Source organism: Paraburkholderia xenovorans LB400 (assembly GCF_000013645.1).
GTDB classification, from domain to species: Bacteria; Pseudomonadota; Gammaproteobacteria; order Burkholderiales; family Burkholderiaceae; genus Paraburkholderia; species Paraburkholderia xenovorans.
On the sequence record NC_007953.1, the window covers coordinates 199,791 to 217,736 of the forward strand.

General features: G+C 62.5%; 16 protein-coding genes and 2 pseudogenes. 9 read left to right on the forward strand and 9 right to left on the reverse strand.

From position 1 onward, the window contains the following. Position 1: 1 nt before the first annotated feature. Positions 2-697, reverse strand: a complete 696-nt coding sequence (locus BXE_RS37635; RefSeq protein WP_322787468.1) for a spermidine synthase — start codon at positions 695-697, stop codon at positions 2-4. 529 nt (positions 698-1,226) lie between these two features. Between BXE_RS37635 and BXE_RS37640 the strand changes: the two genes are divergently transcribed. Beyond that, positions 1,227-1,988: a YoaK family protein gene (locus BXE_RS37640; RefSeq protein WP_011493366.1), complete on the forward strand. Its 762-nt coding sequence runs from the start codon at positions 1,227-1,229 to the stop codon at positions 1,986-1,988. 183 nt (positions 1,989-2,171) lie between these two features. Continuing rightward, the gene (locus BXE_RS37645) at positions 2,172-2,369 is read left to right on the forward strand and encodes a ribbon-helix-helix protein, CopG family (protein WP_011493367.1); all 198 of its coding nucleotides are present in this window, start codon (positions 2,172-2,174) and stop codon (positions 2,367-2,369) included. A 346-nt stretch (positions 2,370-2,715) separates the two neighbouring features. Here BXE_RS37645 and BXE_RS37650 read toward each other — a convergent pair whose 3' ends face one another. The 3 genes from BXE_RS37650 to BXE_RS37660 all read right to left on the reverse strand — a co-directional run bounded on the left by BXE_RS37650 (position 2,716) and on the right by BXE_RS37660 (position 6,768). Beyond that, on the reverse strand, positions 2,716-4,302 hold the full coding sequence (locus tag BXE_RS37650; protein ID WP_011493368.1) for a Na+/H+ antiporter: 1,587 nt from the start codon (positions 4,300-4,302) through the stop codon (positions 2,716-2,718). A 286-nt stretch (positions 4,303-4,588) separates the two neighbouring features. Further along, positions 4,589-6,481 (reverse strand): amidohydrolase, encoded by a 1,893-nt coding sequence (locus BXE_RS37655; RefSeq protein WP_011493369.1) that lies wholly within the window; start codon positions 6,479-6,481, stop codon positions 4,589-4,591. Then, the gene (locus BXE_RS37660; protein ID WP_011493370.1) at positions 6,478-6,768 is read right to left on the reverse strand and encodes a XapX domain-containing protein; all 291 of its coding nucleotides are present in this window, start codon (positions 6,766-6,768) and stop codon (positions 6,478-6,480) included. The genes BXE_RS37655 and BXE_RS37660 overlap by 4 nt, the downstream gene beginning before the upstream one ends. Before the next feature lie 677 nt (positions 6,769-7,445). Here BXE_RS37660 and BXE_RS37665 point away from each other — a divergent pair. Further along, the gene (locus BXE_RS37665; protein ID WP_040123780.1) at positions 7,446-8,141 is read left to right on the forward strand and encodes a hydrolase; all 696 of its coding nucleotides are present in this window, start codon (positions 7,446-7,448) and stop codon (positions 8,139-8,141) included. A 90-nt stretch (positions 8,142-8,231) separates the two neighbouring features. Here BXE_RS37665 and BXE_RS37670 read toward each other — a convergent pair whose 3' ends face one another. After that, positions 8,232-9,209 (reverse strand): LysR family transcriptional regulator, encoded by a 978-nt coding sequence (locus tag BXE_RS37670; protein ID WP_011493372.1) that lies wholly within the window; start codon positions 9,207-9,209, stop codon positions 8,232-8,234. 208 nt (positions 9,210-9,417) lie between these two features. On the opposite strand from BXE_RS37670, the pseudogene BXE_RS46140 reads away from it, so the two are divergent. The 6 genes and pseudogenes from BXE_RS46140 to BXE_RS37695 all read left to right on the forward strand — a co-directional run. Continuing rightward, positions 9,418-9,507, forward strand: a pseudogene (locus BXE_RS46140) (hydrolase); the annotation flags it as partial. 44 nt (positions 9,508-9,551) lie between these two features. After that, positions 9,552-10,007 carry a DoxX family protein gene (locus BXE_RS46145; RefSeq protein ID WP_040123581.1) on the forward strand — a complete coding sequence of 152 codons (456 nt, stop codon included), beginning with the start codon at positions 9,552-9,554 and terminating at the stop codon, positions 10,005-10,007. Between the two features lie 15 nt (positions 10,008-10,022). Beyond that, a complete protein-coding gene (locus BXE_RS37680) occupies positions 10,023-10,922 on the forward strand; it encodes a hypothetical protein (RefSeq protein WP_011493374.1) in 900 nt (299 codons plus the stop codon). A 107-nt stretch (positions 10,923-11,029) separates the two neighbouring features. Further along, a complete protein-coding gene (locus BXE_RS37685; protein ID WP_011493375.1) occupies positions 11,030-11,620 on the forward strand; it encodes a YoaK family protein in 591 nt (196 codons plus the stop codon). A gap of 342 nt (positions 11,621-11,962) precedes the next feature. Then, a complete protein-coding gene (locus BXE_RS37690) occupies positions 11,963-13,426 on the forward strand; it encodes an alginate export family protein (protein WP_011493376.1) in 1,464 nt (487 codons plus the stop codon). A gap of 80 nt (positions 13,427-13,506) precedes the next feature. Further along, positions 13,507-13,941 (forward strand): annotated as a pseudogene (locus tag BXE_RS37695) (peroxidase family protein); the annotation flags it as partial. Positions 13,942-14,210: 269 nt separating this feature from the next. Here BXE_RS37695 and BXE_RS37700 read toward each other — a convergent pair. The 4 genes from BXE_RS37700 to BXE_RS37715 all read right to left on the reverse strand — a co-directional run bounded on the left by BXE_RS37700 (position 14,211) and on the right by BXE_RS37715 (position 17,919). Beyond that, positions 14,211-14,993: an ABC transporter ATP-binding protein gene (locus tag BXE_RS37700; RefSeq protein WP_011493377.1), complete on the reverse strand. Its 783-nt coding sequence runs from the start codon at positions 14,991-14,993 to the stop codon at positions 14,211-14,213. Then, a complete protein-coding gene (locus BXE_RS37705; protein WP_040123579.1) occupies positions 14,990-15,868 on the reverse strand; it encodes an ABC transporter ATP-binding protein in 879 nt (292 codons plus the stop codon). The genes BXE_RS37700 and BXE_RS37705 overlap by 4 nt, the downstream gene beginning before the upstream one ends. Position 15,869: 1 nt before the next feature. Next, positions 15,870-16,784 carry a nickel transporter permease gene (gene nikC / locus BXE_RS37710; protein ID WP_011493379.1) on the reverse strand — a complete coding sequence of 305 codons (915 nt, stop codon included), beginning with the start codon at positions 16,782-16,784 and terminating at the stop codon, positions 15,870-15,872. Positions 16,785-16,848: 64 nt separating this feature from the next. Further along, positions 16,849-17,919 (reverse strand): ABC transporter permease, encoded by a 1,071-nt coding sequence (locus BXE_RS37715; RefSeq protein WP_011493380.1) that lies wholly within the window; start codon positions 17,917-17,919, stop codon positions 16,849-16,851. Between the last annotated feature and the right edge of the window lie 27 nt (positions 17,920-17,946).

The following is a 17,946-nucleotide window of genomic DNA, read 5'->3' on the forward strand; positions in this document are numbered from 1 at the left end:
GTCAGCGGTTTTGCTCAACGGCCAGCGTGTCGGATGAAGGGTGTTCAGAAACCGGTTCTACCCGGTGGTGACGTTCCATTTTTTTGACATACCGGCAAAGGTCGAGACCTGTCGACGCCGTGATGGCTTCCGCGCGGGCGTACAGGTCGGGCCAGCCCGGCCAGGTTGCCTGCCTGATTCCGATGGCGATCGTGTTGCCTTCGCGGCGCGCCATGGTACGGAACAGTTTTCCGTGGCATGCGCGGTGTATCCGGTCGAGATGGGCGCCGAGTCGCGGGTCGCTGCTCAGCAGGTTGGCCACCAGCACGCCTTCGTCGCGCAACGCGGCATGGCAGCAATCGTAAAAGTACTGGCTCGACAGGCTGGCCGGCAGTCCGGACGCGTCGAATCCGTCCAGCAGGATGACATCCGCGAGGCCAACCTTGTCCGGGAGATATGCCGCCGCGTCGGCGTGCACGATCCGGAATCGTTCGGACTCGGGCGGAATAAAAAACGCGTCGCGCAACGCGATCACGCGCTCGTCGATTTCCACCGTGGTTACCCGTGCGGACGGAAACTTGTGAAAGCAGTATTTCGACAGCGATCCTCCGCCCAGACCCACGATCAGAATGTCTTTGGGATCGGGGCAAAAGAGCTGGAACGACATCATGGCCCGCGTGTACGGCAGATCGAGTTCCAGCGGATCACTCGTGCGCATCGAGCTTTGTACGCCGGGAGCGCCGAAACACAGCGAACGCGTGCGCGGGTCCTCATGTATCACCGGCTCCCCGAAAGCCTTGCCCCATCGCTCGGTCAGGGCCCGTCTGAACGCGTTGTGATCGGCCGACAATTCATTGTTCTCCTGAGACTGTGCAGATCGGGCCTCCCGCCTCGCAACGAGACGCCCCTCAGTGGGTGTTCGTCAGGCGCATCGTCAACAGCATGGCACTTCTTTCCAATACGTCGCGCCACGTACCAGGCAACCTGCCGGCCGGCACTTGGAGTATACGTGTTACAAGGGCATCAAGTTAGAAGAAGATGATAATTGCGTTATCATCCTAGCAGCTTTATTGATCCGATTCCACAGCGATGATCCAGCGAGCCGCGCAACGGCCTTGCCGGCTTTGTTCGGGGTGCGCCGCGGGCATGGGTATCAACCGATGCCGGATCTGGAAGACCTTCTACCGCACCGGTGCGCTGCTTTGTCGGCGCACGGCCGGAACACGCGAACCCGGAGTCATTACCCGATGCCAGCACACTATTTCCGGAGCCTGACCGGAAAGAACCGGAGCACCGAGGCGGACAGGCAGCTCGGTTTCTCGCTCGCGTTCGTGGCGGGCGCCACTAATGCAGGCGGCTTTCTGGCGGTGAAGCAGTACACGTCCCATATGAGCGGCGTGGTGTCCTCGATTGCCGATCAGGCGGCGCTGGGCGACTTTTCACTGGTGCTGGCCGGCGCCGGATCGCTGATCTCGTTCCTGCTGGGCGCGGCCTGTTCCGCGGTGCTCGTCAACTGGGGGCGGCGGCGCCGGCTGCACAGCCAGTACGCGTCGCCGTTGCTGGTCGAGGCTGTTCTGCTGTTGTGTTTCGGACTGCTCGGCAGTCATCTGGCGCTGTGGGATACGCTGTTCGTACCGGCGACCGTTGTGCTCCTATGCTTCATCATGGGTCTGCAGAATGCGATGATCACCAAACTGTCCGGGGCCGGAATCCGTACCACCCACATGACCGGAATCGTGACGGACATCGGCATCGAACTGGGCAAACTCTTTTACTGGAATTCCGCGAAAGCCGATCCCGGGGTGTCCCTGGTGCTGGCGAATCGGGGGAGGCTCAAAGTGCAGGGGACGATGCTGGCCATGTTCGTCGTCGGTGGTTTTACCGGTGCGATGGGATTCAAGCATATCGGCTACGCCTCGACGGTACCGCTTGCGGGCGTGCTGATCGTGCTGGCCATCGTGCCACTGGTCGACGACCTGCGCGCGCAGGTCTACCGGCTCGACCGTTAGGCGCTGGGCACACGCCGTGCAACCGGTTCCATGTGCCGTGCGACAGTGAACGCTTCACGCTGGCCGGACTTGCGCCGCTCCCTTCGCGTTGCTCGCCACTCCATGATTCCGGCGCCCCGGAGATGACTCGTGGACACACGATGTATTATAATTTAATTAACATACTTGGACTTCGCCCCCGTCATGGAAACGAAAAGCGCTCGACTCACGATTCTGATCGATCCTGTGAAGAAGGAAGCGTTCGAAAAACTGTGCGCGGCGCAGGACCTGACGCCCTCTCAGGTGGTGCGGCAACTGATCCGCGACTATCTCGATCAGCATGGCGTCAGCTACCGGACCAAAAGCGCAATTGGCGCGCGTCCGCGCCGCAAAACCGCCTGAAGCACCCCGCACGCTATCAGCACTGGAATGCCGTGCAGGCATCGCACAGAAGCCTGGTTCCGCGGCGCTGCGGATCTGCTGGGCAGTCTGTTTCAACGCGCATCGGAAGATGCGCACGATGAGGCTGGCGTCAGGAGGTACGGCCGGCGCGCTCGCAACGATATGACAGGTCGCGGAACGCGCCGACTTGAGGCCAACGCGGAGCGGCCGTGCTGCGACGCGACGGAAGGTTGACGCTTGATGACCGTTCGGTGGCCTCGTGTCAACGGTTGCTGGGCAGTCAGCGGCATCATGGGTGTGCATTCCCGCCACGCGTGGCAGCGCATCGATGCTTGCCGGGCACGGGTTATGGTTCCAGGAGCCGATGCAGTCGAAGCTCTTCGAGATCGAGTTCAGCCTCCAGCCTGTGCAGTACGGAGTCCTGGATTTTGCCCTCATGGTGCAAGCCAAGGAGCGCCTGTCGCGATATGGCGACCAGGTCCAGTTCCAGGCGCAATTGCCGCGCGCGCAATTCGACGTGTTCTTTGCCCGCCTCGAAGGCCCTTTCGTTGTTGCTGACACGAACCTTGTATTCATCGATTAGCCGTTGAACCAGGGGCTTGTCGTCATCGGTGGCCGATTGGCTGATTTTCTCGATCTCCTTCAGCGATGCTCCGAATGTATGTGTGCGTGCCTCCAGTTCGGACATGGTTGTGCTCCGCACCGGGCGCAAACCGGTCAGACGGATAAGGAAGGCAAGACTTCCCCCCTGAATGACCAGCGTTGCAAAGATGACGAGAAAGGTACTGAATACAATCACATCCCGGCCTGGAAAGTTGTCGGGCAATGCGAGTGCCGCTGCAAGGCTCACGACACCTCTCATTCCGGCCCAGCCAAGAATGGCGGCTTCTCCGCGGCTCCACGGATGAGGCGATTTTCCCAGTCGTGAGGAAAGCAGGGAGGGCAGGTAGATCGCCGCCGCCACCCACAGGAGTCGGGCAAGAATAGCCGCGACCGTGGCGGGAAGGGCAACGCCGACGCCGGTTTTCAGCATGGACGAGACGTTGCCCATCCGGCTCACGATGCCCTCCAGGGCGAGTCCGATCAGGATGAACACGAGTGCATCCAGAACAAACACGATGACTTCCCATGTGGCGGTCGCCTTGATGCGCGTGTGCGCATCGAAAACGCGGTGCTGGTGAATGCCCAGGACGAGGCCGCACGTGACGACCGACAGGACTCCGGAGCCACCAAGTTCTTCCGCGACACTGTAACTGCCCCATGCCATCAGGAAGGTCAGCACGATGCGAAGCATCGGATCGGGAAGCCGTCTGATCAACCAGATCATTGCTTGTCCGCAGGCGGCACCCGTAGCGATGCCGATCACCATCAGCATGAGCAGCACGGTAGCGGCCCGGCTAACCGTGAACTGCCCGACGAGCACGGCCGCAATGGCCATTTGATAAAGAAGAAGCCCGGACGCATCGTTGACGAGGCTCTCTCCTTCGAGCACGGTAACCAGTCTCGACGGGAGAGGATAACGCTCGAGCATGGCTTTCGCCGCGACCGCATCAGGCGGAGAGACGATCGCGCCGAGCGCGAAGCAGGCGGGCCAGCTCAATGCGGGCTCGAAGGCGTGGACCGCGACCGCGACCGCCACGGTGGTGAATACGACCGCCCCCAACGCCAGCGATGAAATGGTCGCGATCTCGCGACGGAAGTCGCGCCACGCGGTGTAGAAGGAACTCGACATGAGCAGCGGAGGCAATACCGCCGTCAGGATGAGATTGGGGTCCATGCCGACGGTCATGTGCGGGCCGGATAACGCGACCGCCGAGCCGCCCACCAGCAACATCACGGCGGGTGGAATCGTCAGCCGCTCGGCGAGCCAGGTCAGCAGGCCCGCGCCGCAAACAAGTAGCAGCAGATAATGGAAAAGCTCGACGTTGTTCATTTTCCTGTTGGTTTCGCAGGTGGGTCATGACGATGCGGGGAGCGATTCGCGCGGGCAAACATAGGCATTCGTCATCGTGAAAGACTGCGGGAGGCGACATACCCCGTCGCGAAGCGGCAGCATGAAATGCGCCGCCGCAAACAGTGGCGGGGTTGCGTTGGCGTTGACTGCCGGCCTGGCAACATGAGATTCCGAATATCGTTGCGCTCGACCGGGAGCGATTGCCTGCTGCAATCGCTCCTGAAACGCGATCTCGCGGTGCCTTCAGCCGCGAGCCGGACGGGCGCTACACGGCCCAGCACGCGCATCCCAATGCGCCCCAGAAACTCTTCAGGTCGGCTGCCGGCACATTGTTCGTCCATGCCCGTGCGTGCGCATGGCCGTGCAACCCGCAGGCATGCGCGCATCCGCATTGTTGCGCGGCGGCCCGTTGCAGCGGCGTGCCTTCTTTGCCTTGCGCCGCGCCCCATCCCGCATAGCCGCCGTATGCGCGCACTGGCGACCAGTCGGGCATTGCCGGAGGCAGCGGCGCATCGAATTTCGCGAACGGCCCCGCGCCATACACGATCTTGCCGCCGACCACGGTCAGTAGCGAAGTCGTGCCGGCGATGTCGGACTCCGGGCAGCTCATGTAGTCGTGATCCGGCACGATCAGGTCGGCGAACTGGCCCGTCTCGATGCGGCCCTTCCTGCCTTCCTCGTTTGAGAACCATGTGACGTTCTCGGTCCACATTCTCAGCGCGGTTTCACGATCCAGGCAGTTGCGTTGAGGATAGATCCGCAGTCCCGACAGTGTCTTGCCGGTCACGAGCCAGGCGAGCGCGACCCAGGGGTTGTACGAAGCGACGCGTGTGGCATCAGTCCCGGCAGATGTCCTTACACCCTTTTCGAGCATGCGCGCGACCGGTGGCGTCGCCTCCGCAGCCTGCGCGCCGTAGCGCTCCACGAAGTACTCGCCCTGGTAGGCCATCCGGTGCTGCACGGCGATGCCGCCGCCAAGTGCGGCAATGCGATCGATCGACCGTTCGCTAATCGTTTCCGCATGATCGAAGAACCAGTTCAGTCCGTTGAGCGGAATATCACGGTTGACCTTTTCGAACACATCGAGCGCGCGACTGATCGTCTCGTCATAGGTCGCGTGCATCCGCCACGGCCAGCGATTTTCCGCCAGCACACGCACGACTCCTTCCAGCTCGCCTTCCATGTCCGGCGTCATATCGGGACGCGGCTGGCGAAAGTCCTCGAAGTCCGCTGCGGAAAACACCAGCATCTCGCCCGCGCCGTTGTGACGGAAGTAGTCGGTGCCCTGCTTGTACTTCGATGTCTTGGTCCAGTTAAGGAAGTCTTCCTTCTCGCCCTTGGGTTTCTGCGTGAACAGGTTGTAGGCGAGTCGGATCGTCAGTTGCCCTGCGTCGGAAAGCTTCTGGATCACCGCATAGTCTTCAGGATAGTTCTGGAAGCCGCCGCCGGCGTCGATCGCGCCGGTTACACCGAGCCGGTTCAACTCGCGCATGAAATGGCGTGTGGAATTGACCTGGTATTCGGGCGGCAGCTTTGGCCCTTTCGCCAGCGTCGCGTACAGGATGCCGGCGTTCGGCTTTGCGAGCAGCAGCCCGACCGGATTGCCGGCTGAATCGCGCACGATCTCGCCTCCGGGCGGTTCGGCGGTGTCCTTCGTATAGCCGACCACGCGCAGCGCGGCTGCGTTGAGAATCGCGCGATCGTACAGATGCAGGATGAACACCGGCGTATCGGGCGCCACGGCATTGAGTTCGTCGATGGTGGGCAGCCGCTTTTCGTCGAACTGGTGTTCGGTAAATCCCCCGACCACGCGCACCCATTGAGGCGGCGGTGTGATGGCGACCTGCGCGCGCAGCATGTCCATTGCGGTCGCAAGCGAGCGCACGCCGTCCCAGCGCAGTTCCATGTTGAAATTCAGGCCGCCGCGGATGATGTGCAGATGATTGTCGATCAGCCCCGGCAATACGCGTAGCCCCAGCAGGTCGATGACCCGGGTGGCGCTACCGGCGAGCGGCACGATCTCCGCATCGCTGCCGACGGCGGTGAACACGCGTTGCCGGATCGCGACAGCGGTGGCTTCCGGCCTGTTGCGGTCGAGCGTCGTGAAGCGGCCGCGATGCAGGATCAGATCGGGGAACTCCTTGTCACGGGTGCTCATGAGCGTTTCTCCGGTGAATTGACGGCAGCGGTGCGCGACGTGTCGCCGGTCTGGCGTCCGGGCAGCGCGCCGAACATATGCTGATCGCACTTCGACTCGTGCCACGCGGTATGGAAGGCGCTGCCCGACAGCATCTGTTTGGCGACCGGAATGAGCTGTTCGCCCGCAAGAATGCCGAGCAGACCGACTAGTGCGACGAGCGGCGGCGCCGGCGAGCGCACGTTGATGAGGCTGTAGATCACACCAACCAGAATGCCGGCAAGCAGGGAGAAGATATAGAGTTTCATCGGCTCGACTTCCTGTGGTTCACGTGTTGCACGGAGGGAGTGCGAACACGGGGTGGTAGGAAACGGCGACTGCAGGGTCCCCACGCCTGATGGCGGATTGATGGGAATGAAGGGGCGAATATGTGGTGAGCGCCATGCGGGCAACGCGGATCGCGCGGCGCATGATCCGCGGTGGAATCCACGCTACGCGAACACCAGGGCTGCAAACAGCAAACGGAACAGGCGACATGTCACGTTCCTTTGACGGCTGGATTCTGAGTGCATCGTTCCACCGCGCCAATGACTGCTGGCACGCAAAAGAGTATCGGGTTTAAAGCATAAATGAAAGAGGAAATGGCCGGCTTTACGAAAACCGCATTTCTGGAAATGTACCTATTCCATTTCTTTATCGATACTTCATCAGCCGGCCGGATACCCGCGTGCGTGCCGTATCAAACTGGACCGTGACGGAATCTGCCTATATAACCAATTTTAAGGATCGCAGAGCGTTTTAATACTCCAGTCATGTTACGGCTGAAGAACTGGAAGTTATTCTTCATTGAAAGGGATCCTTAGCATAAACTGTGTAGCGCGTTGGCTCCTTGACATGCCATCGGGCTGACCACAGCGATCCGCCTCGCCGGAAGCGTGGGCGCGGGCGATGTCTTTCTTCTATCGAAACGCGGATGGATCACACCATGAGCAACCCGAAGCTTGAAGTTCTGACTCCCGCTAACAGCCAGATCATTTTCATCGACCAGCAACCCCAAATGGCGTTTGGCGTTCAATCCATTGACCGCCAGGTATTGAAGAATAATGTTGTCGGCCTCGCCAGGGCGGCCAGCGTATTCAATATTCCCACTACCATCACGACGGTCGAAACCGAGAGCTTCTCTGGTTATACCTACCCCGAATTGCTGGACGTGTTCCCCGGGCATCCGCTGCTTGAGCGCACGTCGATGAACTCATGGGACGATCAGAAGGTGCGTGACGCGCTCGCGCAGAATGGCCGCAAGAAAGTGGTGGTATCGGGCCTGTGGACCGAGGTATGCAACAACACCTTTGCGCTATGTGCGATGGATGAGGGCGGCTATGAAATCTACATGGTTGCCGACGCGTCCGGCGGCACGTCGAAAGAGGCGCACGACTATGCGATGCAGCGCATGATCCAGGCGGGCGTCGTGCCCGTGACGTGGCAGCAGGTTCTGCTGGAATGGCAACGCGACTGGGCGCACAAGGACTCTTACGATGCGGTGATGGCTATCGTCAGGGAGCATTCCGGCGCATACGGCATGGGCGTCGACTATGCGTACACGATGGTCCACAAGGCCGCGCAGCGTGTGAGGGACAAGCACGAAGTGCGCGCGCCGGTGCCCGCGCCGATATCGAAGTAGATACGCCGCCACTGCGGTTGTGCGAGGTGAAGAGAAGTGAGGTGGTTTCTGACCTCGACACCTCCGGTTTCAGGTTAGCGGTGCCGCGGATCATGTCCGGCTGCGACGCTGGCCAGGCGGGCGACCCTCCGCGTTTGCCGGGAAGGGGGAATCATTCGTGTGTGCCCAGGGTGTGCTGGCGAGACATTCGCCGAGGTAGTCCAGCAGCGCCGTCACGCGTGCCGGCCGCAGGACGCCAGGTGGCGTGATCAGGTTGAGGTGAATCCTGGCAATTTGCCATTCGGGCAGGACTTCCTCCAGTTCGCCGCGGCTGAGCGCCTCCCAGACGACGAATTCCGGCTGTAGTGCGAGGCCATGTCCTGCGAGCAGGGCGGGACCCAGCGCCTCCGCGTTGTTGCTCCACATTTTTCCCTTGACCGGCACGGCACATTCTCCCTCGGTTGCGTGACTGAAGCGCCATAACCCGGGTGTCGGCAGATTGGTGTAGATCAGGCAGGCGTGGTGTTCCAGCTCGCGTGGGTGGCGAGGACGACCGTGGCGGTCCAGATAGCCTGGGCTTGCAACCAGTGGCCGGCGCACGGCGCAGAGTTGGCGTGAGCGCAATGACGAATCAGCGAGTTCGGCGATCCGTAATGCTACGTCGAACCCGTCCGCCACCACGTCGACCAGGGTGTCGTCGAGAGCAAGCTCGATGTTGACGTCCGGATACCGGTCGAGAAATGCAGGAACGAGCGGCGTGAGGTATTTGAGGCCAAACGACATGGGAGCCGCGACCCGCACTGTTCCGTGCGGCGTGGCGGCCTGCGCGGATGCTTCGGCTTCCACCGCTTCGCCTTCATTCATGATGCGGATGGCACGTTCCATCGCCATCCGGCCGGTGGGCGTCAACGAAAGCCGGCGCGATGTGCGGTACAGCAAGGCGGTACCGAGCCGCTGCTCGAGGCGGCTGATGGCCTTCGATATGGTGGGCTGGGACATCGCGAGCGACTCGGCGGCCTTGGCGAAGGAGCCGGTATCGACAACCCGGGCGAAGATGGCCCAGGCTTCAAAGTCGGGAAGTGGATGCATGGGCGAATGGAAAAATCAGAATGAATTGTATTCCATTCATTCTATTTATTTGACTGAAGAGGTCCAATACTATTTCTTCTCCGAGATTGATATGGCCGGCGTTGTCGATAGCGCGTACTGCACCTGTAGCGTGACAGGGGCGTCGACATGCGAGGTCGCGTCTCCTTAACTCAGCCTGGAGAGAACGATGTCTCAAGCTCAAGCGGACATCATCGATCGGACCTCGATGAATACCTCGGAACGCCCGCGGCTTGCCGACCGGGTGAATGCCATCGGCAAGCCGCGCATCGTGCTGGCTGTCTTTTCGGGGCGCGCCGGGTGGCGCCTGCTGGGCGGTTTGACGTGAGCAGCAGCGCGCGACAGAACCCGCGCTGGGTCGATGCGATCCTCGTCCAGCCATGGCTATTGCCGTTGGTGCGCATGGCGCTGGTTTCCGCGTATGTGATCGGCGGTCTTGCGAAGCTTGCTAACTTTCATGCCGCGGTCCTGGAGCAGGAGCATTTTGGCCTGCATCCCGGCTGGCTATGGGCCGTGTTCGCGATCGTCGTCGAGCTTGGCGGGTCGGTCTGTGTGATTGCCGACCGCCTGGTATGGCTGGGCGCGGGCGGGCTGGGCGTGCTGACCATGGTCGCGATGTTCGTCGCCAACGACTTCTGGAACCAGTTGGGCAGTGCACGCTTCATGGCGTTGAACTCCTTCTTCGAGCATCTCGGCTTGCTCGCTGCTCTCGTCATGGCGACATGCGTTGCTGGCGTTAAACAATCCGCCGGCACGGCCGGTGTTCAGAAAAACCCTTAAAGGATCCTCACCATCATGCGTAAGCTTCGTTCCCTGATTGTGACGACGCTGATTGCCGTCGGTCTCGCTGCATCGTCCGTTGCGCCGGCCAGGCCACCAGGTGGTCCGCAACTCGCGGTCGGGCCGCAGTACGACACCACGCATGTCTATGTGGCGCCGGCGGACTTCGACCGGTTTACCGACAGCCTGGTGGCGACCTTCGGCGGCCACAAGTCGCGGCAGGGCGTCTTCCAGGTAACGCCGACGCCGAGCCAGACGATGTCGCAGCTCGTTTTCACGCCGGTCGGCACGCTGTCGGTGTTCGGCTTCAAGACGCCGATTCCCTACCCCTTCGGTGACGAGCGCACCGGCTACCTCGTGACCGACATGGACGCGGCAGTCAGGTCGGCAAGGGCGCACGGCGCCGACATCACGGTTGCGACGTTCCCGGACCCGATTGGCCGCGATGCGATTATCGCGTGGCCCGGCGGAGTGCACATGCAGCTCTACTGGCATAACCAGGCGCCGAGCTACGATCCGCTGCAGACGGTTCCCGAGAACCGCGTCTACGTGTCGCCCGAACGGGCCGATTCGCTGATCCGCAACTTCGTCGCCTTTTCGCATGGCAAGGTCGTCTCGGACGAGCGCAACGCGCCGGGTGCCGAAATCGGCCGGCCCAACGACACCTACCGGCGCGTGCGCGTCGAGTCGGGCTTCGGCAAGATGACGGTGCTCGTGACGGACGGCCATCTGCCCTATCCGTTCGGCCGCGAGATGACGGGCTACGAGGTGGCGAACCTTGCCGACACGTTGCAAAAGGCGCAGGCGGCGGGCGTGACGGTGCTGGTTCAGCCGTTCACGTCAGATGGGCGGGAGGCCGCGCTCGTGCAGTTCCCCGGCGGCTACATCGCCGAAGTTCATGCCGCAGCACAGTAATTGTGCGGAGCGGTGCGCGGCGGTGCGGTCCGCATCGCGCTCATGCGCGTCGCTCGCGCGCCGCGCCAGCTCGCTGCGATCCCACGCGGCCGGGCGGGAGGCGATCGATGAAATCCGAAGACAGCATACTCGCGGCCATTGCAGGCTATGTGGACACCCTTGGCTTTGTCGCGCTCTTCGGCGTGTTCACTGCCCACGTCACCGGGAACTTCGTGCTGATCGGCGCCGAGGTGGCCGGATTCGGGCAGCGCGCGTTCATGAAGCTGATGGCGTTGCCGGCGTTTATCGCGGGGGTGGTGGTGAGCAGTGTTCTCTTAAGGAGTATGCAAGGAGCGACACCGAGCCGCGCAGCATGCGTTCTTTATGCTGTCCAGGCTGCCTTGACGCTGGCCTTTTGCCTCGCTGGCGTCGGCGTGTCCCCAGTCGTTCATGCAGACGGTGCGTCCGTCATTGTCTGCGGGATGGTCGGCGCTGCGGCAATGGGCGTACAGAATGCTCACAGCCGGCTGGTGTCGCGTCCCGGCATGCCTGACACGGTGATGACGGGCAACGTCACGCAGGTCGTGCCCGACATGACCGATATGTTGTCGCCGCAAACGCCACCCGGGATAAAGGTTGCCGCGCGAGCGCGCATAGGCAAGATACTGCCGGCCGTTCTGGCATTCGCTACCGGCGCGATCGCGGGTGCCGTGGCTTAGCGGCATGTGGCGTTCCGGGCATTGCTGCTGCCGTTTGCCGTCTTGACGTGGCTTGCCATCGCCACGTCGGGTAGACATCCTGGTGTAACGGCCTCCGCTACGGCGGGGGATTCCAGCGAGTAGGCGGGACAGACGAGGCGCGGGACAGGCGATCGCGCTGCACGGCCGTTCGAATGTTCCCGATGTTCTGAAGGTCCGCTGGCGGTGCGGTGGCGGGCCTGGCGCAGGCCAGCGCAGGTACAGCGGTCAGCGCGTCAGATGTTGCTTCAGCATGCAGGATTGTTCTCAAGGATGCGAGCCGAGCATCGTATCGCGTGATTTTCTTCATGACACGGAGACGACATGACGTGGGTCCGGCCGAAGCCGATTGCAGGTAAGGAGGCTGTTGCATATCTTTCGATCGTCGTCGCCGGCCTCGCTTTCGGACCAAGCGACGGCGCACGCGCAGAGACGGACGAAACGGCCGCAGTGGACGAGGCGGCGTCTGCCTGTACCGCAAAACGGCCGGTGGTATTGTTCAACCGCTGGCAGGAGGACTGGTCAGTGCTTGCCAATCCATGCGTGCCCCGGCAGCCGCTGGATAGTCTCAAGTACATCCGGCTGGGCGGCGATCCGGATTCGTACCTGTCGCTCGGCGCCAACCTGCGCGAACGCCTCGAAACCAATAATGCGCTGCTCTTCGGTATCGGCTCGGGGCATGCGGATACTTATCTGATCCAGCGGGCGCAGGTCAGCGCCGACGCGCGTATCGGCCAGCACCTGCAATTCTTCGTCCAGCTGGCCGATGCGAGAGCGTTCGGCAAGGACGCGGTGTCTTCCGTCGACAAGAACCCGCTCGATCTGGAGCAGGCATTCGTTGCGTGGGTCAGCCCGCTGGGGCCTGGGGTGGTGAAATTGCGCATTGGCCGTCAGGAGATGGCGTTCGACCTGCAGCGTTTCATTTCCGTTCGCGACGGCCCGAACGTACGGCAGGCATACGATGCCATCTGGGCCGATTACGAGTATCAGAAGTGGCGCTTCATCGGTTACGCGACGCAACCGGTGCAGTACCGGAACACCACGGTGTTCGACGATGTGTCCAACCGGCATCTCACGTTCAGCGGGGTGCGCTTCGAACGTCAGGAGGTCGGTCCCGGCGATCTGTCCGGCTACTACTCGCGATATAACCGCAGCAATGCAAGATTTCTGGACGCAACGGGCGACGAACATCGGGATGTCTTCGATCTTCGGTACACAGGAAAGACTGGCCGCACCGATTGGGACGTCGAATCGATGTTCCAGAGCGGGCACGTGGGCACCAGAACGATCGGCGCATGGGCGGTGGGCTCGCTCGCCGGTTATACGCTGGATCTGCCAGGGGCGCCGCGGGTAGGCGTGCAGATCGATGCTGCATCAGGAGACCGGCATCCGGGCGATGGGCGTGTGGAGACCTTCAACCCGCTGTTTCCGAACGGATACTACTTTACGCTCGCGGGGTACACGGGATATGCCAACCTCGTCCACGTCAAGCCGTCCATCACACTCAGGCCGACAAGCAAGCTGTCGTTGCTCGGAGCGCTGGGATTCCAGTGGCGCGAGACGACGGCAGATGCCGTCTACCAGCAGGCCAACGCGGTCGTTCCGGGCACGGCCGGGCATGGCTCGCGCTGGACCGGCATGTATGTGCAACTGAGGGCGGACTGGACGATTGCTTCGAACCTGACCGGTTCGGTTGAAGCGGTGCATTTCCAGGTGGGGGATTCGATCCGCAATGCGGGCGGCAGCAATTCGGATTATGTCGGTGTCGAAATGAAGTATGGGTGGTAACCGTCGGCACCTCTTCAGGTTTCGCGACGCATTTGAGTGACCTCGATCGTTCCACTCGAAGTGCAATCGTCCTCGAAGCAATTGGAAGGATCGAAGTCTCGAAGGCCGTTCGCGGCACGTCAATAGCCGACGCCCGGCAGTTGCGGCTGGATCTGCTCAGCCAGCAGTCCGCCAGGTCTGACCCGATGGATAGCAGTTTCAACTACGCCGAAGCGTTCCGAAGCCTCGATCTGGCCGCGGTGAAGAAAGACCTCGCGGCGCTGATGACCGATTCGCAGGATTGGTGGCTCGCAGACTTCGGTCACTACGGTCCGCTTTTCATCCGCATGGCGTGGCACAGTGCCGGCACGTACCGCATCGGCGACGGCCGTGGCGGCGACGGCCGTGGCGGTGCCGGCCGGGGCCAGCAGCGTTTCGCGCCGCTCAATAGCTGGCCCGACAACGTTAGTCTCGACAAGGGCCGCCGCCTGCTCTGGCCGATCAGGCAGAAATATGGGCAGAAGATTTCCTGGGCCGGTCCGTCAGGGCGGCCGCCCTGTGCCCTGACGGAGTAAGCGGCTTACGCCTCGACAGGTGGAGCATTGCCGCGCAGGGAAAAGGATTTCTCGCGTCAGGTATATCCGTTCAGGGCATCGCATTTTCGAAGAGATGCGGTCGTTTCCGGGCGTGCCTCGGTACGCAGAGGCTGCCCGCATCTGTCACTTCCGTTTCCTTTCGCTGACTGCGGCGCGCGCGCAAGACAACGGACAGATTGGATGACCGCTCCACGCCGCCGCGTGCGCAGTTATAACGCTGCGTCTGTGCCAGTGGCCTGAACGGCGTTGCGCCGATAGCCCGTGGTCGCAAGCAGCAGGTTGCGCGTGTACTCATGCTCGACCTGTCGCGCGCGAATGGACGCGATATCGCGCTGCTCGACGATCTCGCCATTGCGCATGACCGCGACGCGCGAGCAGAGAAAGCCGACCACCGCCAGGTTGTGGCTCACGAGGATCATCGTCAGATTGCGCTCGCGATGAAGCCGTCGCAGCAGGTTGAGAATCTCGGCCTGCACGGACACATCGAGCGCGGATGTCGGCTCATCGAGCAGCAGCACGCGCGGTTCGACAATCAGCGCCCGTGCGATCGCGACGCGCTGCCGCTGGCCACCCGACAATTGATGCGGATAGCGGAAGCGATACGCCGGACCCAGCCCGACTTCGCGCAGCGCGTCGACGATGCGTTCGTCCTGCCGGTCGATGCCGTTGATGGTCAGCGGTTCGCGCAAGGCTCGATCAACTGTGAAACGCGGATGCAGTGAGCCGTACGGATCCTGAAAAACCATCTGCACGTCGCGTCGAAAAGAGCGGTCGATCTTCTCTCCGGGCCCATGCGAGCCGATCTTCATATGGCCGCCGGCGAGGGGGGCGAGTCCGGTCAACGCGCGCAGGATCGTCGATTTGCCGGAACCCGATTCGCCGACCAGCCCGAACACCTCTCCTGCGCCGACATGAAAACTCGCCTCGCGTACTGCGTCGAAGTAACCGGTCCTGGTCCTGAAGCGGACCGTCAATGCGTCGACGTCGATCATGCTGACGCTCCTGCCGGTTGCGTGAGCCACGCTGGGTCCGGCTTCAGCACGGGCAGTTGATCGGGCGGATCGATCAGCGGCGGGCTCGCCGCGAGCAGCCCTCGCGTATAGGGATGCCGCGCGTGGACGAGATCGCGTGCCGCGCAGGTTTCCACCACGCGTCCCGCAAACATCACGACCACGCGGTCGCAGAACGACATCACGAGCGGCAGGTCGTGGCTGATAAAAATGAGGCCGGTATGGTGCTTTTCGATCATCTCGTCGAGAATTCCGAGCACCTGCATCGACACGAGCACGTCGAGCGCGCTGGTCGGCTCGTCGGCGACGAGCAGACGCGGCCCGGAGGAAACCATCATGGCGATCATCACGCGTTGCCCCATGCCGCCCGACAACTCGTGCGGATAGGCGTCGGCCACGCGCTCCGGATTGCGGATATGCACCGCTGCCAGCGCCGCGATGATCTGTTCGCGCATCTCGCGGCGGCCGAGCTTCGGGCCGTGCAGGTCGAATACTTCGCGCATCTGCTGCGCGACGGTCATCACCGGGTTCAGCGAATATTTCGGATCCTGCAGGATCATGCCCATCTGCTGGCCGCACAGTTGCCGGCGCTTGCGCGCTGACATCGACAGCAGATCCTGACCATCGAATGTCATCGCCTTCGCGCGATATTGTGCCGCGGGCGGCAGCAGGCCGAGCAGCGCACGCCCGGTCAGCGATTTGCCGGAACCGGATTCACCGACGATGCCAAGCCGCTCGCCGCGATGCAGCGTCAGCGACAGGCCGCGTACGGCTTCGGTCAATGCGCCGTCGTGACCGTGAAAGCCGATTCGCAGGTCGTCTATTTCACACAGGGGTTGGATCATGTCGGCTGGCATGTCAGTTTCCATGGCGCGGATCGAAGACGTCTCGCAGACCGTCGCCGAGCAGATTGAACGCGAGGCTCACCAGCAGAATCGCAAAGCCCGGAATGGTGGCCACCCACCACGAATCGAGCAGCACGTTGCGGCCCGACGCGACCATGAAACCCCACTCGGGGCTCGGCGGTTGCGCGCCGAGGCCGAGGAATCCGAGACCCGCGACGGTGAGAATGATGCCCGCCATATCGAGCGTCGCGCGCACGATCACCGACGACGAGCACAGCGGCACGATATAGCGCAAGAGGATGCGCGTCCGCGACGCCCCCTGCAACCGCGCGACGTGAATGAAATCGGCTTGCACGAGCCGCAGGGTCTCCGCCCGCGCGAGACGCGCATAGGCCGGCCAGGCCGTAATCGAAATGGCGATTACCGCGTTGACGACACCGGGCCCTAGCGCGGCCGCGAAAGCGAGCGCGAGTACGATCTTCGGAAACGCGAGCGCCACGTCGGTGAGCCGCATCAACACGTTGTCGACCCAGTCGCCAAAGAAGCCAGCCGTGGTGCCGATCAAAAGGCCCACCGGAACCACGATCACCACGACGAGAATCGCGATTGACAGCGTGAGCCGCGAGCCGTAGATGAGACGCGAGAGTATGTCGCGGCCAAGCTGGTCGGTGCCCAGCCAGTGCGACGAGGCACCCGGCGGCAGAAGCCGGTCGGAGAGGACTTGCTGCAGCGGATCGTGCGGCGCGATCAGCGGCCCGATTGCCGCGATGATGATCAGCAAGGCCAGGATCGCAAGGCCGAAGACCGACAGCGGATTGCCCGCGAAGCGTCGCCAGCGCCGGTAAGCGAGGCCGAGCGCGGCCTGTTTGCGTGACGCGGGGGTGTCGCTCAGCAGCCAGTCCTGCCATCGCCGGCGCACGGCATTCATCGGCCAGTCCTGCGTTTGCGTAGACGGATCGGTTGGGGGAAGCACGAAAGAAACCTCCGGAACATCAGCGGGCGCGCGGATCGAACACGCGATAGAGCGCGTCGGTCAGCAGATTGAGCGCGATGAACGTGACGCCGATTACGAGCGTGCTGCCCAGCACGGCGTTCATATCGGCATTCAGCAGCGCGCCCGTCAGATACGAACCGATACCGGGCCACGCGAAGACGATTTCGGTCAACACGGAGCCTTCCAGCAGATTGCTATACGTGAGCGCGGTCACGGTCAGAAGCGGCACGGCGATATTGCCGAAGGCGTGACGCCAGATCACCTGGCGCTCGGGCAAGCCTTTCGCGCGCGCGGTGGTGATGTACTCCTGGTTGAGCTGCTCCAGCATGAACGAGCGCGTCATGCGGCTCAGACTGGCGACCGAGTAGTAGCCGAGAATCGCAGCAGGCAGCGCGATATGCGAGAACGCGTTGAAGAACACGTCCCATTCGCCCGCAATCAGCGAATCGACCAGCAGGCTACCCGTGTGCGTATCGACCATCCCGTCGAACCCGGGATCGACGCGGCCCGGACCGGCTACCCAGTGCAACTTCGCGTAGAACAGCAGCAGGCCCATCAGCCCAAGCCAGAACACCGGTACCGAACTGCCGACGAGGCCGACAAAGCGCGCAACGTGATCGATCCAGCGGTTGTGGCGCACGGCGGCGATCACGCCCAGCGGCACACCGATCAGCACGCCGATGATGGTGGACAGGGTCGCGAGTTCGAGCGTCGCGGGAAACACACGCTGGATGTCTTCGATAACAGGATGCGCGGTCAACAGCGACATGCCGAAGTTGCCATGCAGCACATCGCGCACGTAGATCAGGAACTGCACGGCGAGCGGCCTGTCGAGCCCAAGCTGCAGGCGTGCCGCCGCGTAGGCCGTCGCCGACGCGCGGTCGCCGAGAATCGCCAGCACCGGGTCGATCGGCACTTTACGGCCGATCACGAACGTGACCGCCAGCAAGCCGGTGAAGGTGATCACGAGCGTGATGATCCAGCGCATGACGCGCAAGGTCCAGCGCAGGCCGGCGCTTTCAGATGAAAGCGCGCGCACGCGCTCGAAAGCCGTGAAGGGAGTCGACATGATGAGTTCCTCGGGCGAAGGCGAAGC